The 14,122-nt window shown below is 74.0% G+C and carries 13 protein-coding genes; 5 read left to right on the plus strand and 8 right to left on the minus strand.

What is annotated here, in order from left to right; genetic code table 11:
• Positions 1-257: 257 nt before the first annotated feature.
• The 3 genes from CLV92_RS09165 to CLV92_RS09175 form a co-directional block, all read right to left on the minus strand.
• Positions 258-1,202 (minus strand): COX15/CtaA family protein, encoded by a 945-nt coding sequence (locus CLV92_RS09165; protein WP_211290991.1) that lies wholly within the window; start codon positions 1,200-1,202, stop codon positions 258-260.
• Between the two features lie 83 nt (positions 1,203-1,285).
• Positions 1,286-2,125, minus strand: a complete 840-nt coding sequence (locus CLV92_RS09170) for an ABC transporter permease (RefSeq protein WP_104432497.1) — start codon at positions 2,123-2,125, stop codon at positions 1,286-1,288.
• Positions 2,122-3,054, minus strand: a complete 933-nt coding sequence (locus tag CLV92_RS09175; RefSeq protein WP_104432577.1) for an ABC transporter ATP-binding protein — start codon at positions 3,052-3,054, stop codon at positions 2,122-2,124. Before CLV92_RS09175 ends, CLV92_RS09170 begins: the two co-directional genes overlap by 4 nt.
• Before the next feature lie 148 nt (positions 3,055-3,202).
• Between CLV92_RS09175 and CLV92_RS09180 the strand changes: the two genes are divergently transcribed.
• Genes CLV92_RS09180 through CLV92_RS22365 form a run of 5 tightly spaced genes read left to right on the plus strand, consistent with a single transcriptional unit; the run spans position 3,203 to position 7,974 of the window.
• Positions 3,203-4,003 carry a helix-turn-helix transcriptional regulator gene (locus tag CLV92_RS09180; protein ID WP_245886626.1) on the plus strand — a complete coding sequence of 267 codons (801 nt, stop codon included), beginning with the start codon at positions 3,203-3,205 and terminating at the stop codon, positions 4,001-4,003.
• A 29-nt stretch (positions 4,004-4,032) separates the two neighbouring features.
• Positions 4,033-5,412: a Fe-S cluster assembly protein SufB gene (sufB, locus tag CLV92_RS09185; RefSeq protein ID WP_281256919.1), complete on the plus strand. Its 1,380-nt coding sequence runs from the start codon at positions 4,033-4,035 to the stop codon at positions 5,410-5,412.
• On the plus strand, positions 5,412-6,713 hold the full coding sequence (gene sufD / locus CLV92_RS09190; protein ID WP_104432499.1) for a Fe-S cluster assembly protein SufD: 1,302 nt from the start codon (positions 5,412-5,414) through the stop codon (positions 6,711-6,713). Before sufB ends, sufD begins: the two co-directional genes overlap by 1 nt.
• Positions 6,713-7,474 (plus strand): Fe-S cluster assembly ATPase SufC, encoded by a 762-nt coding sequence (sufC, locus tag CLV92_RS09195; protein ID WP_104432500.1) that lies wholly within the window; start codon positions 6,713-6,715, stop codon positions 7,472-7,474. Before sufD ends, sufC begins: the two co-directional genes overlap by 1 nt.
• 41 nt (positions 7,475-7,515) lie before the next feature.
• On the plus strand, positions 7,516-7,974 hold the full coding sequence (locus tag CLV92_RS22365; RefSeq protein WP_104432501.1) for a metal-sulfur cluster assembly factor: 459 nt from the start codon (positions 7,516-7,518) through the stop codon (positions 7,972-7,974).
• Positions 7,975-8,089: 115 nt separating this feature from the next.
• Here CLV92_RS22365 and CLV92_RS09205 read toward each other — a convergent pair whose 3' ends face one another.
• From CLV92_RS09205 to CLV92_RS09225, 5 genes are all read right to left on the minus strand, one after another.
• Positions 8,090-9,703 (minus strand): phospholipase D family protein, encoded by a 1,614-nt coding sequence (locus CLV92_RS09205; protein ID WP_211290992.1) that lies wholly within the window; start codon positions 9,701-9,703, stop codon positions 8,090-8,092.
• Between the two features lie 221 nt (positions 9,704-9,924).
• The gene (locus CLV92_RS09210; protein WP_104432502.1) at positions 9,925-11,394 is read right to left on the minus strand and encodes a hypothetical protein; all 1,470 of its coding nucleotides are present in this window, start codon (positions 11,392-11,394) and stop codon (positions 9,925-9,927) included.
• Positions 11,395-11,481: 87 nt separating this feature from the next.
• Positions 11,482-12,972, minus strand: a complete 1,491-nt coding sequence (locus tag CLV92_RS09215) for a hypothetical protein (RefSeq protein WP_104432503.1) — start codon at positions 12,970-12,972, stop codon at positions 11,482-11,484.
• Complete coding sequence (locus CLV92_RS09220) at positions 12,965-13,318, minus strand: hypothetical protein (RefSeq protein ID WP_104432504.1); 354 nt, start codon at positions 13,316-13,318, stop codon at positions 12,965-12,967. Before CLV92_RS09220 ends, CLV92_RS09215 begins: the two co-directional genes overlap by 8 nt.
• Complete coding sequence (locus CLV92_RS09225) at positions 13,315-14,097, minus strand: peptidoglycan-binding domain-containing protein (RefSeq protein WP_104432505.1); 783 nt, start codon at positions 14,095-14,097, stop codon at positions 13,315-13,317. The genes CLV92_RS09220 and CLV92_RS09225 overlap by 4 nt, the downstream gene beginning before the upstream one ends.
• Positions 14,098-14,122: the final 25 nt, after the last annotated feature.

Genomic DNA, 14,122 nt, shown 5'->3' on the forward strand with positions numbered 1-14,122 from the left:
CGGGGCTCTGAGCCCGCCGGGGCCCTGAGCCCGCCGGGGCCCTGAGCCCCGCTGGGCGCCGCGCGGCTCCCGGCGGGGCTCCCCGACGAGCAGCGCGGCGCCCAGCGGGGTTCCGCCACCGCGGGCAGCGGCACGGCCGGCGTCGCCCCCGTCGGTCCGTGGCGCGCCGGCGAGCCGTCAGCCGGGCCCAGCGGGGTCACGCCCCGGCTGTGACCGCCCCTGGGGCCGTCCTGCGCCCCTGTGACCGTCCTGTGCCGTCAGGCGGGGCGCGGGAGCGTCGGGCGGGTCAGCGCCAGCACGAGGCGTGCCATCGCGACCACGAGCACGCACGCACCGGCCATGTGCAGCCCGACGAGGACCTCGGGCAGGCCCGTGAAGTACTGCGCGTAGCCGATGGCCCCCTGCGCCAGCGTCACGACGAGCAGTTCAGCCGCTCGCCGCCGTGCCACCGTGGCCTCCGGCACCAGCCGCAGCGCGACGACGCACCCCACGACGAGGCCGACGAAGACCATCACCAGGTCGGCGTGCAGCCAGCTCAGGGTGCGGGGGTCCACCGCCAGACGCACCGGCTGGTCGGCGTCCCCGGCGTGCGGGCCGGCGCCGGTGACGGCCGTGCCCACCGTGATGACGGCCGCGGAGACCAGGGCCGCGGCGAGCACCAGGCCGCGCACCGGCCGGGGCACGGCGCGCTCGCGCGGCCCGGACGGCTCCTGAGCGCGCATCCACAGGGCGGTGGAGACGGCGATGAGGACGGCAGAGACGAGGAAGTGCAGCATCACGGTCGCCGGGTGCAGCCCGGTGAGGACGGTGATGCCGCCGATGACGGCCTGCACCGCGATGCCCGCGAGCACCGGCAGCGCCCAGCGCAGCAGGTCGGGGCGCCGCTCGCGCACCACGGCGATCACCGCGGCCAGCGCCACGAGGCCGACGAGCCCGGTGAGGGTGCGGTTGCCGAACTCGATGTACTTGTGGAAGCCCTCCGCCTGCTCCAGCACGGGGGTGTAGGAGCCGGGCACGCACTGCGGCCACGTGGGGCAGCCCAGTCCCGAGCCGGTGAGGCGCACGACGCCGCCGGTGACGACGATGAGGCACTCCACGACGACGTTGAGCAGCAGCAGCCGCGAGGTCCAGGGCCCCACCGGCGGGCGCGGTCGCGCCGGGTGGGAAGCCGGGGGAGCGGGCCGGGGAGTGGTCGTGCTCACCCTCCGATCGTAGGTCTCCGGCGCACCGGCTCCGGCGCCGCGGAGGGTGCGACCGGTCACAGCCCTGGAGCGTGCGGGCGGGCTCAGTCCCAGCGGAACCAGCGGGCCGCGGCCCACGCGGCCGCGGCGGCCCAGGCCGCCAGCACCAGCAGCGGCACGAGCGCGAGGCGCCCATCCACCAGGGCCTCGCGCAGCGCGGTGCCGAGCGCCCCGGAGGGCAGCGCCGCGGCGATGGCGGGCAGCGGGCCGGGCAGCGCCTCCGGGGGCAGCACCAGGCCCCCGCCGGCCAGCAGCAGGAACCACACCAGGTTCGCGGCGGCCAGGGTCGCCTCGGCGCGCACGGTGCCGGCCAGCAGCAGCCCGAGGGACGTGAACGCCGCCACGCCGAGGAGCAGGGGCAGCAGCGCGAGCAGGGAGCCCGCCTCCGGTCGCCACCCGAGGGTGAGCCCCACCCCGGCGAGCACGACGACCTGCACGGCCACGAGCGCCAGGACGGCCAGGCACTTGCCGCTGAGCAGGCCGGAGCGGCCCAGCGGGGTGGTGGCCAGCAGCCGCAGCACGCCGTTGCGGCGGTCGAAGCCGGTGGCGATGGCCTGCCCGGTGAAGGCGGTGGAGACCACCGCCAGGGCCAGCACCCCCGCCAGGGCGAGCGCGGGGCGCTCACCCTCGCCCACGAGGGCGCCGCCGACGTCGAGGACGCGGGTGCGGGCGGTGGCGATGAGCACGACGACGGGGATGACGAGGGTCAGCAGCAGCTGCTCGCCGTTGCGCAGGGCGGTGCGCGCCTCCAGGGCGCCCTGCCGCCGGACCCGGCGCCACCAGGGTGCTGCGCCGCCGCGCGGGCGCAGGTCGAGGCGGGGCCCGGGGGAGGCGGGGACGCCGGCGCCGGTGTCCCTGCCCGGGGCGGTGGTGCTCCGGCTCACCGCAGGCTCCGTCCCGTCAGGTCGAGGAAGACGTCCTCCAGGGTACGGCGGCCGGCGCCGAGCCCCTCCGGGAGCACGTCGTGGGTGGCGCACCAGGAGGCGACGGTGGCCGCGACCTGCGGGCCGGCGTGGACGCCGGTGAGCAGGTAGCGCCCGGCGGTGGGCTCGGCGACGCTCGTGCCCGGGGGCAGGGCGGCCTGCAGGGAGGCCACGGGCAGCCCCGGCGTGGCGGAGAAGCTGAGGGTGGACTCGGTGCGGGTCAGCTCCTGCGGGGAGCCCTGCGCGACGACCCGGCCGCCGTCGACGACGACGACGTGGTCGGCGAGGCGCTCGGCCTCCTCCATGAGATGGGTGGAGAGCACGACGCAGGCCCCCGCGTCGCGCACCTGGGTGACGACGTCCCACACGGCCAGGCGCGCCTGCGGGTCGAGGCCCGCGCTGGGCTCGTCGAGGAAGACCACCTCGGGGCGGCCGACGAGGGCGCACGCCACGGCCAGGCGCTGGCGCTGCCCGCCGGACAGCCGCCGCACCCGGGTGCGCGCGAAGGAGGCCAGGCCGAGGGCGGCGACGAGGTCGTCGACGGGCACGGGGTCGGAGTGCAGGCCGGCGACGTGGCGCAGGACCTCCAGAGCGCCGGCCCCGGTGGGCAGGCCGCCGTCCTGCAGCATGACGCCGACGCGCGGGCGCAGGGCCGCGCCGTCCGCGGCGGGGTCGAGCCCGAGCACGCGCACGCTGCCCCCGTCGGGGCGGCGCAGGCCCTCGCAGCAGGCGATGGTGGTGGTCTTGCCGGCTCCGTTGGGGCCGAGGACGGCGGTGACGGCCCCGGCGGCGGCGCTGAAGGTCAGCCCGTCGACGACTGCGCGCCCGCCGTAGCGCTTGACGAGGGAGTCGACCACGACCGGGGCGCTGCCCGCGCCGTCCGCGCCCATCGACTCGCCCGTTCCCACCGGCCCGAGTCTAGGTGCGGCCGGGGCCGCCTCCCGCCCGCAGTCCCCCGGCGGCCGCGCCGGGGGGACGTGTCCGTCGTCACGCCGGCGGCGGTTGGGGTGAGCCGACGAATTAGATAACATCGGTGTTGTGATAATCGCGGCGTCGCCCCCGCAGGGGCCGGATCCGGAGCGGCAGGAGCCTGCCGCCACCGACCCCGGCACCCGTGCGCGCGTGCGCGCCGCGGTGGCCGAGCACGGCCCCGTCACGGTCGCGGCCCTCGCCCCGGTGCTGGGCCTGACCGTCGCGGCGGTGCGCCGCCACCTCGACGCCATGGAGGCCGAGGGCGTCGTGGAGGTGCGCGGCCCGTCCGCCGGCGGACGGCCGCGCGGGCGGGGACGGCCCGCACGCGAGTACGTCGTCTCCAGCAGCGGCCACCGCGAGCTGCCCGCCGGCTACGACGAGATGGCCCTCTCCGCCCTCGCGTTCCTCGCCGAGAGCGGGGGGCCCGCGGCCGTGGAGGGCTTCGCGGAGGTGCGGGCCCGGGCCCTGGAGGCCAGGCTGGTGCAGGCCGTGGAGGCGGTGGGGGACGACGTGGCAGCGCGCGTGCAGGCGCTGGCCGGCGCCCTGGCCGCCGAAGGCTACGCTGCCTCCGCCCGTCCGGTGGGCGCCGGAACAGGGGCGGAAGGGACGCAGTTGTGCCAGGGGCACTGCCCGGTGCAGCGCGTGGCCGAGCGCTTCCCGCAGCTGTGCGAGGCCGAGGCACGCGCCTTCGAGCGCGTGCTGGGCACCCGGGTGCAGCGCCTGGCCACCCTCGCCCACGGCGACCACGTCTGCACCGCCCATGTGTCGGCCGAGCGCCGCGCCACCCCTCGCGGCACCGCCGCGACCCAGACTCCCCGGGCGACGTCCGGGAACAGCCGTCCGACGACGGAAGGACACCGACGATGACCACCACGACCCCTCCTGAGCTCGCGGAGATGGACCGCTACCGCTACGGCTGGGCCGACAGCGACGTGGCGGGCGCCACCGCGCGGCGCGGGCTCTCCGAGGATGTCGTGCGCGACATCTCGGCCAAGAAGTCCGAGCCGCAGTGGATGCTCGACCTGCGGCTGAAGGGCCTGCGCCTCTTCGGGCGCAAGCCGATGCCCGACTGGGGCTCGGACCTCACGGGCATCGACTTCGACAACATCAAGTACTTCGTGCGCTCCACGGAGAAGCAGGCCACGTCCTGGGACGAACTGCCGGAGGACATCCGCTCCACCTACGACCGCCTCGGCATCCCGGAGGCGGAGAAGCAGCGCCTCATCGCGGGCGTGGCGGCGCAGTACGAGTCGGAGGTCGTCTACCACCAGATCCGCGAGGACCTGGAGGAGAAGGGCGTCATCTTCGTCGACACCGACACGGGACTGCGCGAGCACGAGGAGCTCTTCCGGGAGTACTTCGGCACCGTCATCCCCACCGGGGACAACAAGTTCGCGGCGCTCAACACCGCCGTGTGGTCGGGCGGGTCGTTCATCTACGTGCCCAAGGGCGTGCAGGTCGACATCCCGCTGCAGGCCTACTTCCGCATCAACACGGAGAACATGGGCCAGTTCGAGCGGACGCTGATCATCGCGGACGAGGGCTCCTACGTGCACTACGTCGAGGGCTGCACCGCGCCGATCTACCAGTCCGACTCGCTGCACTCCGCGGTCGTCGAGATCATCGTGAAGAAGAACGCCCGCGTGCGGTACACGACGATCCAGAACTGGTCGAACAACGTGTACAACCTCGTCACCAAGCGGGCGACCGCTGCCGAGGGCGCCACCATGGAGTGGATCGACGGCAACATCGGCTCCAAGGTGACGATGAAGTACCCGGCGGTCTACCTGCTCGGCGAGCACGCCAAGGGCGAGACCCTCTCCATCGCCATGGCCGGTGAGGGCCAGCACCAGGACGCCGGCGCCAAGATGGTGCACGCCGCGCCGTACACCTCCTCCGCGATCGTGTCCAAGTCGATCGCCCGCGGTGGCGGCCGCACCTCCTACCGCGGCCTCATCCAGGTCCAGGAGGGCGCGCACCACTCCAAGTCGACGGTGCGCTGCGACGCGCTGCTGGTGGACACCATCAGCCGCTCCGACACCTACCCCTACGTCGACGTCCGCGAGGACGACGTCGTCATGGGTCACGAGGCGACCGTCTCCAAGGTGAGCGACGACCAGCTCTTCTACCTCATGAGCCGCGGGATGGCCGAGGACGAGGCCATGGCCATGATCGTGCGCGGGTTCATCGAGCCCGTGGCGCGCGAGCTGCCCATGGAGTACGCGCTGGAACTGAACCGCCTGATCGAGCTGCAGATGGAAGGGGCCGTCGGCTGATGACCGTGGTCGAGGAGAACAGGACCCCGGGCGACGAGCTCGCGGACACGCCGGGCGCCACCGGGCGCGCGCACAGCCACGGCGCGGGCACCGTGCCCGACGCCAGCCGCGCAGCCCGGCGCACCTCCTTCGAGGTCGCCGACTTCGCCGTGCCCACGGGCCGCGAGGAGGAGTGGCGATTCAGCCCCTTCGCCCGCATCAAGGCGCTGTTCGAGGTGGCCGCCGCGGAGTCGGCGCCCGCCCTGGAGGTGAGCGCACCCGAGGGCGTGGAGGTGCGCAGCGGCTCCCTGGAGGAGGTCGGCGCCGGCACGGGGTTCGTCCCGGGCGACCGGGTGGCGGCCGCCGCCTGGCAGGCCGGCGGGCAGGCGCACCTGGTGCGCATCCCGGCCGAGGCGGAGCTGGACGAGCCGGTCCTCCTGACCCTGCGCGGCACCGGCGGCGCGACGTCGGGCCACCTCGTCGTCGACGCCGGCCGCCACAGCCGCGCCACCGTCGTGCTCGACCACGTCGGCTCCGGCACCCACCGCGGCGGGGTGGAGGTGCGCGCCGGTGACGGCGCGCAGCTGACCTTCGTGACGCTGCAGGAGTGGGACTCCGGGGCGGTGCAGGTCAGCCAGCAGGACGTGCTCGTCGGCCGGGACGCGACGGTGAAGCACTTCGCCGTCACCCTCGGCGGTGACGTGGTGCGCCTGTCCACGAACGTGCGCTATGCCGCTCCCGGCGGCGACGCCCAGTGCCTCGGGCTGTACTTCTCCGACGCCGGTCAGCACCTGGAGCACCGCCTCTTCGTCGACCACGAGGCCACCCACTGCAAGAGCTACGTGGAGTACAAGGGCGCCCTGCAGGGGGAGACCGCCCGCTCCGTGTGGATCGGCGACGTCCTGATCCGGGCGGCGGCCGAGGGCACCGAGACCTACGAGCTCAACCGCAACCTCGTCCTGACCGACGGTGCGCGCGCGGACTCCGTGCCGAACCTGGAGATCGAGACCGGCGAGATCGTCGGCGCCGGGCACGCGAGCGCGACCGGCCGCTTCGACGACGAGCAGCTCTTCTACCTGCAGTCGCGCGGCCTGGCCGAGGCCGACGCCCGCCGCCTGGTGGTGCGCGGCTTCTTCGCCGACATCCTCCAGCGCATCGGCGTGCCCGCGGTGCAGGAGCGCCTGCTCGCCACCATCGAGACCGAGCTCGAGACGACGATGCCCGCAGCGGCCGGTGCCACGGTGCCCGCAGCGGGCAGTTCCACGATGCCCGCGCCCGCGGGCGGACAGCAGACGGACGCCGAGAAGGCGGAGGAGAACTGATGGCCACCCTGGAGATCCGCGACCTGCACGTCAGCGTCGAGGCGGACGGCGGCAGCAAGGAGATCCTGCGGGGTGTCGACCTGACCATCCGGTCCGGCGAGACCCACGCGATCATGGGGCCGAACGGGTCGGGCAAGTCCACCCTCGCCTACTCCATCGCCGGGCACCCCAAGTACGAGGTCACCGGCGGTTCGGTGACCCTCGACGGCGAGGACGTGCTGGAGATGAGCGTGGACGAGCGCGCCCGCGCCGGTCTCTTCCTCGCCATGCAGTACCCCGTCGAGGTGCCGGGCGTGACGGTGTCGAACTTCCTGCGCACCGCCAAGACCGCCATCGACGGCGAGGCCCCGAAGCTGCGCACGTGGGTGAAGGACGTCCGCTCCGCGATGGAGGGCCTGCGCATGGACGCCTCCTTCGCCGAGCGCAACGTCAACGAGGGGTTCTCCGGCGGCGAGAAGAAGCGCCACGAGATCCTGCAGATGGAGCTCCTGCGCCCGAAGTTCGCCATCCTCGACGAGACCGACTCCGGTCTCGACGTGGACGCGCTGAAGGTCGTCTCCGAGGGCGTCAACCGGGTGCGCCAGGGCAACGACGTGGGCATGCTGCTGATCACCCACTACACGCGCATCCTGCGCTACATCACGCCCGACTTCGTGCACGTCTTCGTCGACGGCAAGGTCGCCGAGCAGGGCGGCCCGGAGCTGGCCGACGCCCTGGAGGAGTCCGGCTACGACCGGTTCCTCACCCCGGCCGCCGGCTGAGCCGCACCGGCCGAGCAACGTCCGCAGCGAGGGAGCAGCCCATGAGCCAGGACACCACCGCAGCCGCCCCCGACGCGGCGCCCGTCGCCGAGCCGACCGCGGGGGCCGAGACCAGCGCGCAGGCCGGGACCAGCGCGCAGGCCGGGACCACCGCGCAGACCGCGCCCGCCCCCGCGGCGGCCGGTCCCACGCCGGCCACGGTCGAGGAGGTCGAGGAGGCGCTGCGCGACGTCGTCGACCCCGAGCTGGGCATCAACGTCGTCGACCTCGGCCTCATCTACGGTCTGCAGGTCACCGACGACAACGTCCTCACCATCGACATGACGCTCACCAGCGCGGCCTGCCCGCTGACCGACGTCATCGAGGAGCAGACCGCCCAGGCGCTGCTCGACGTGGTGGCGGACCACCGCATCAACTGGGTGTGGATGCCGCCGTGGGGGCCGGAGAAGATCACCGACGACGGGCGCGAGCAGCTCCGCGCCCTCGGCTTCAACGTCTGACCTCGAAGCCGCCACCCCCTGGGGGTGCACGGCGAAGGCCCGGTCGCAGCGGCGACCGGGCCTTCGCCGTTCCCGGGCCGCAGCCGGTTCCCGGCCGGCGCCCCCGCGCGGCGCCTCAGAACTCCGCGCGGCGCTTCAACGCGCGGGGCCGCCCGTCCGGGTCCAGCACCGCCCGGTACAGCGGCCGGGCCACGGCCTCCTTCCAGCGCGGCAGGGTCTGCGGCGGGTGGGAGCGCAGGCGCCCGGGTGGGCGCGGGCCGCGCCGGCCGCCCGCGTGCCAGGCGTCCAGCGCGTCCGCGCTGCCGTGCAGCGCGGCCACGGCGTCGTCCGGGTCGAGGAGGTCGGCGCAGTCGTCCGGCCCGCGGTCGAGGTGCTCGCGCATCAGCTGCAGGCGCAGGTCGCGCGCGAAGCGCCGCGCCCCGTCGCCCAGGCCCGCGGGGTCCAGAGGGCTGCGCGGGTCGCGCGCCTCGTCCAGCACCGCGACGGAGAGCTCGGAGTCGTGGGTCCAGGAGCGCCGGCTGAGGTTGTCGCTGCGCACGCAGGCCCACACGTCGTCCACGATGGTGATCTTCGAGTGGACGTAGACGGGGTCGCCCTCGTGGTTCTCCACGTCGAAGACGTGCAGCCGGTCCCCGCCCGCCGCCCGCAGCACCTCCAGCGCGCGGGCCTGCCCGAACACGAGGAAGGGCGCCGCCGCGGCGTTGTTGCGCTTGGGGACCCGCGGCACCAGGACCACCAGGTGCAGCTCCGGAGAGGCGCGCAGGGCGTCGGCGAAGAACCGCGCGACCTCCGCCGACCAGAGGAACTGCTCCTCCACGTACACCAGGCGCCGGGCCCGCCGCAGGGCCTTGGTGTGGCCGCGGGCGACGCTGCGCTCCCCGTCGGGCGCGAAGGGGTAGCAGGGCAGGCGGCGCGGGTAGGTCCGCAGCAGTTGCACGGCGCACGTGCCCGCCGGCGGGGGTGCGGGCACCTCGGGGGGCAGCCGGGAGGGCTGGTGGGTGAGCCGGTGCCACAGGTCGGGCAGCCGCTGCCAGGGCAGCAGCGACAGCGGTGCGCGGTCGTCCCATCGCTCCCGGAAGACGACCTCGGCATCGGCCACGGCCGGCCCGCGCACCTCGACGCTGGCGTCGTGCCAGGACGGGCGCGGGCCGTAGGCGCGGCCGAACGGCATGCTCTGCCGGTCCCCGCGGTGGTCCGGGTCGTCGCGGCGGCTGTGGCCGGTGTCGAGGCTGCCGATGAAGGCGACGTCGTCGCGGCGGCTCTCGGCGTGGCGCAGCACGAAGAACTTCTGGTGGTGGCTGCCTGCGCGCCGCACCCGCTGGTCCAGCACCACCTCGGCGCAGTCACCGTGGACGTGCTGGGCCATGTTGCGGTTGCGCACGGGCGCGAAGCGCACGAGGTCGAACGGGGAGCGCCAGATGAGCCCCTTCACGAGCACCCCGCGCCGGGCGGCGCGCGTGAGGGCCTCGGCGATGCGGGGCCCGCCCTCCCGCAGGAGCTCGTCGGGGTCGCCGCGCCAGTCGGCGAACAGGGCGACGTCGCCGGCGCCGGCGTCCTCGAGCGCGTCGGCGAGCGCGGCGAAGTAGGTCGCGCCGTCCACGAGCGGCCGCACGGCGTTGCCCTCGCTCCAGGCGGGCAGCCGGGTGGCGTCGTTGCCGCGCTCGGCGTCGGTGAGGAACCAGTCGTGGTGGCCGGCGGGTGCCTCCTGCGACGTGCTCGGGATCGCCACGGTCCTCCTCGGTCGCTGTCGGGGCCACCGCGGCGGCCACGGCGAGCGCCGCGCGGCGGCAGCGGTCGCGTCGGCGCCCCTTCCGCCCGCTGCCCGCAGCGAGCCTGCCGCCACCGCTCGCGGCCCGCCAGCCCGGTCCGGGCCGGTGCGGCGATCGTCACGGAAGCGACATGCACGGTGCCGTGGCGCGCGTCCGCGCGCCCTGTCCGTGCTCAGGACAGCTAGGGCTGGGGCGGGAGCGGGGGCAGCGGCTGCAGCAGCCAGCCCACGATCTGCATGCCGTCGCGGGAGAGCGCGCCGCTGGCGTCGACGGGACCCACCTCGAAGGGGCCCAGCGAGGTGGCGGCGCCGAGGCGGCTGCGATCGGCCTCCGACCACGCGGCGCTGATCCGCAGCTTGCGCACCGCCACGAACCCGACCGGCATCAGCGGGAGGTTGCCGGGGGCACCGGGCGCGGTCAGGTCACCGCGGCTGTGCCCGGGGATGCGCCAGGAGCGGTCGTGGAGGAGGGACGTGGAGCACCACGGGCGGCGCAGGTTCACCAGGCAGTACTCGAAGGAGACGTCGAGGCTGGGAGTGGTGACCTCCGCCGCTGGCGTGACGTCGTCGAGGACGCGCTTGATGAGGAGCCGGTCGCGGACGGGCAGGAGCCGCAGTCGCTCGCGCAGCGTCCGTCCGCTGAGGAGGGAACCGGCCTCGTCGCCGCTGCGCCGGACCGGCTCCTGCCCGCCGAGGAGCTGCCGGTCGAGCAGTTCCTCCCGGATCCCCGCTCCGCGGAGCCCGAGCGGTCCGTCGCCCGCCCCGGCGCGGACCTCGGCGGTGCCGGCCGCGAGGCCGCTCGCTGCCCCCGCTCGTTCCCGCAGCGGCCACGGCCCGGCCGCGTGCCTCCGCGAGGGTGCGGCGAGCACGGCGGGGTTGAGCGCGACGACGGGCGCGCGGTCCGCCACCGGCGCCACCGCGAGCTCGCCGGTGGCGAGGGTGGCGGTGATGGCGGGGTGGATCGCGGTGGCCGGGTGGGTCTCGGCGAGGCCGCGGGTGTGCGCGGACAGCAGCAGGTCGCCGACCGGCACGGTGCCGACGGCGGCCGGCTCCAGCTGCAGCACCTGGGTGAGCTCGTGCAGGTCCGGGCGCAGCTTCCACACCAGTTCCGGTTCCTGCGCCGCCCGTGCCGTGCCGGAGCCCTTCACCTGGAAGGAGGCCGCGGTCCAGTTCCCGGCGTCGGGCTCGTACCAGGTGGCGGGCGTGGCCTCGGTGGGCCGGAACTCCAGCCGCATGCCGGTGCTGGAGAGCAGGGACAGGTCCTCCCACAGTCGCCGCGCCTCGGCCTTGATGCCGCTGAAGGTGGCGACGATGGCCGCGCGGTCCTCCTCGCTGCTGCCCTGGGGCAGGTGCGGCAGTGCTGGAGCGAGGATGCGGTCGTGGTAAGTGGTGTCCAGGGCGTCGGGGGTGAGCACGATCGTCATGCCGTCCCCGGTGTCGACGGGGATGCGGTTGACGAGGTCGGAGATGCGTTCGCACGCCAGGGCGGGGCTGTAGGTCTCCGGTTGGCTCGGGTCGCGGAAGTCGTCGTCGTCGACGGTGGAGCCGAAGCGGTCGAAGCGGAAGAGGACGGGGCTGTCGGCCGGTGTCCGGAAGCGCTGGAGGAAGAAGTCGTTGAGGGGCTGGTGCAGTGCGTTGAGCGGAGTGCTCATGGGGTGGTCCCGTCTGTGTGTGCGGGGACCGGGCGCGCCGGCGCCCGATCCCCGCGGACTGCGTGCTGTGGGATGTGCCGGGGCCGCTCAGCCGTTGAGGAAGTCCGCGCCGTTCTTGCGGGGGGACAAGGGGTTGATCTGCGAGACGTAGCCGACGAGCTGGATGCCCTCGACGACCAGTCCCTCCCCCTCGTCGTCGGTGGAGGCGTCGAAGGAGTGCTTGTCCTTGCCGTAGTGCCCCTTCACGGCGAAGGGTCCGTAGCCGAAGGAGGCCTCGGCGCGGGTGCTGGAGGTCTTGGAGTCCCACTGCGACTTCCAGTCGTCCCACGTGATGCGCAGATCCTTGACGAGGATGAGGCTGGTCACGATCGAGGGCAGGAAGGTCGGCTCGTTGGTGGCGGGCTTCTCCTGGTTCATCGTCCCGCTGGAGATGGTCCCGGCGGGGTAGTCGCCGTAGAGGAACCAGTTGTCCAGGTTCAGCAGCGACGTGTCCAGCCAGGGGCGGACGATGTCGACGACGCAGTAGCTGAACCTCACCTCCAGGTTCGAGGTGGAGATGTCCAGGGACGACTTGGACGAGTTGTGGCTGAATCCGGCGTCGGCGCTCCAGAAACCCACGTTGATGCCGGCGCTGCCTCCGAAGGAGGTGGAGGAGGAGGCGTAGTGCGTCTCGGAGTGGAAGTCGCGGCTGGAGTACTGCGTCCAGCCCTCGTCGTTGTCGGGGTCCGCCCAGTCGGAGGGCAGCATCATCGTGTAGGGGATGTTGCCGACACCGGGGAAGTTGAAGAGGTTGCCGTTCAGCTTCTTCTTCGCCCGCCCGATGAGGGCGATGGCCGGGTCGGTCCCGCGTGCGGCCAGGATCGCCATCGCGTTCTCGATGGTCTGCCGGTGGCCGAAGGACTCCCAGCGGTCGAGTGCCTCGTCGACCTCGTCCTTGTACAACTTCCCCTCCATCGGCCACTGCTGGAGCTTGCGGGGGTCGGTGAAGGCGTTGGCGTAGGCCTTGTTGTACGCGCGGACCTTGCCCCGGTACTCGTCCTGGTACTCGAGGTAGCGCTCGTACTTGCGGGTGATCTCCCCCTCGGTGTCCATCAGCACGGCTTGCGCCTTGTCGTACTCGGCCTGCAGGGCGGGGTCCAGGTCGAGGGTCCTGGGGATGCCGTTGGCGCCGGTGGTGATCGCCCACCAGGAGTCGCTGACCTTGCTGGCGCCGGGCATCACGGAGTAGTCGGCGCTCATGTTCAGCTTGCTGTCGGTCAGCATGAACGTGTTGACGTAGGCGCGGTGAGCGCGGGAGACGTCGGCGAGGAGGGCGTCGTCGTACACCTTCTCCGGGTCCAGGGCGCCGCTGGCGGTCTTGGGGGCGTCCGCGGGGTCGGTCCTGTCGGGGGTCGGGGGCACCTCGGCGCGGGGGCTGCTGCCCAGCGGGCTGAAGGGCCGGTCGAAGTCCTGCTTGCGGATGGGCAGACCGACGTTGCGGAAGGCGACGAAGTAGCCCTCCTGCATCTTCTTGGTCTGCTCGTCCAGGCCCACGGCCTTGAGTTCGAGGTCCTTGAGGATCTTGAAGACGTCAGGCATTGCTGTTCCTCTCGTGGTGGTGGCGCGGTGGGTGGGAGGGGTGTTCGGTGGTGCGGGTGCAGTCGGGGGAGCGCAGGGCGTCGAGCGCCGCTTCGACCTCGCGCTTGTGCCCGAGGGAGAGCCAGCGGTCGAAGGCGTCGTCCACCGCGTCCTGGTAGGCGCGCCCCGTCATCGGCCACTGCTGCAGCGCCCGTGGGTCCCGCAGGGCCCGCGCGTACGCCTCCTCGCGGGCGGCGAGGGCCGCCTGGTGCTGCCGCTGGTGCGCGAGGTACTGCGCGTAGCGAGGGGTGGCGGTCCCGTCGGGACCGATCAGCCCTGCCCGGCGGGCGGGGTCGTCGCCGTTCACGGCAGTCTCACGAAGTCCTTGCCTGCGTAGCCCCGCGCCCGGGCGCAGACCTCGTAGCCCTCGCGGGATCCGTCGTCGTTGGTGTTGCCCTCGATGGTGTCGAAGTCGTCCTCGCGGGCCTCCACGACCAGGCCGGTGTGGGTCCAGTCCCCGGGCCTGGAGCGCACGAGGAAGAGGCTGCCGGTGGGGAGGTCCTTGTACTCCACGTCGGCTTCGGCGACGAAGAGGCCCGCGCCCCCGCCCTGCGCCGCCAGCACGTCGCAGGAGGCGGACCCCGCGATCGGCGCGGGCACGCCGAGCGACTGCGCGGCCTGGTGCAGGACGAACGTGACGAAGCCTGCGCACCAGGGCTGGTCGGCGCCCTCCCGACCGCCCATGTAGGCGCGCACCCAGGGGCCGCGGTTCTGACCGCCGACCTCGCGGGGGTGGACGGCCAGGTGGGCCTGCGCGTACTCCACCACCGCCTCGCCGAGCGGGCGGGAGGAGTTCAGCCGCTGCCGCAGCACCTGCACCAGCGGCTCCACGAGCGCGGCGGCGGTCTCCTCGTCGACGTCCCCGACCGCCTCGAGGCCGCAGCGCTCCTGGAAGGCCGTGACCTGGCGCTGGGTGGCGGGACCGAAGTCGCCGTCGACGACGAGGCCGAAGCCGTGCAGGGTGAGCCACTCCTGCACGCGGCGGACGTCCCGGCCGCGCTGGCCGCGGCGGACCACGGAGTCGAACTCCACCTCGCGGCGCAGGTGCGGCGACAGTTCCGCGGTGGAGTGCTCGAAGACGTTCATGGGTGGGATCTCCTTCTGGAGGCGT

It is taken from the genome of Kineococcus xinjiangensis (assembly GCF_002934625.1).
GTDB lineage: Bacteria > Actinomycetota > Actinomycetes > Actinomycetales > Kineococcaceae > Kineococcus_A > Kineococcus_A xinjiangensis.

Coding starts and splice junctions, on each gene's coding strand:
- CLV92_RS09175 (WP_104432577.1), bottom strand. CDS start 3,054: ATGGGCGCGGACGGCGCGGGCAGCGCCCCGGTCGTGGTCGACTCCCTC.
- sufB (WP_281256919.1), top strand. CDS start 4,033: ATGGACCGCTACCGCTACGGCTGGGCCGACAGCGACGTGGCGGGCGCC.
- sufD (WP_104432499.1), top strand. CDS start 5,412: ATGACCGTGGTCGAGGAGAACAGGACCCCGGGCGACGAGCTCGCGGAC.
- sufC (WP_104432500.1), top strand. CDS start 6,713: ATGGCCACCCTGGAGATCCGCGACCTGCACGTCAGCGTCGAGGCGGAC.
- CLV92_RS22365 (WP_104432501.1), top strand. CDS start 7,516: ATGAGCCAGGACACCACCGCAGCCGCCCCCGACGCGGCGCCCGTCGCC.
- CLV92_RS09210 (WP_104432502.1), bottom strand. CDS start 11,394: ATGAGCACTCCGCTCAACGCACTGCACCAGCCCCTCAACGACTTCTTC.
- CLV92_RS09215 (WP_104432503.1), bottom strand. CDS start 12,972: ATGCCTGACGTCTTCAAGATCCTCAAGGACCTCGAACTCAAGGCCGTG.
- CLV92_RS09225 (WP_104432505.1), bottom strand. CDS start 14,097: ATGAACGTCTTCGAGCACTCCACCGCGGAACTGTCGCCGCACCTGCGC.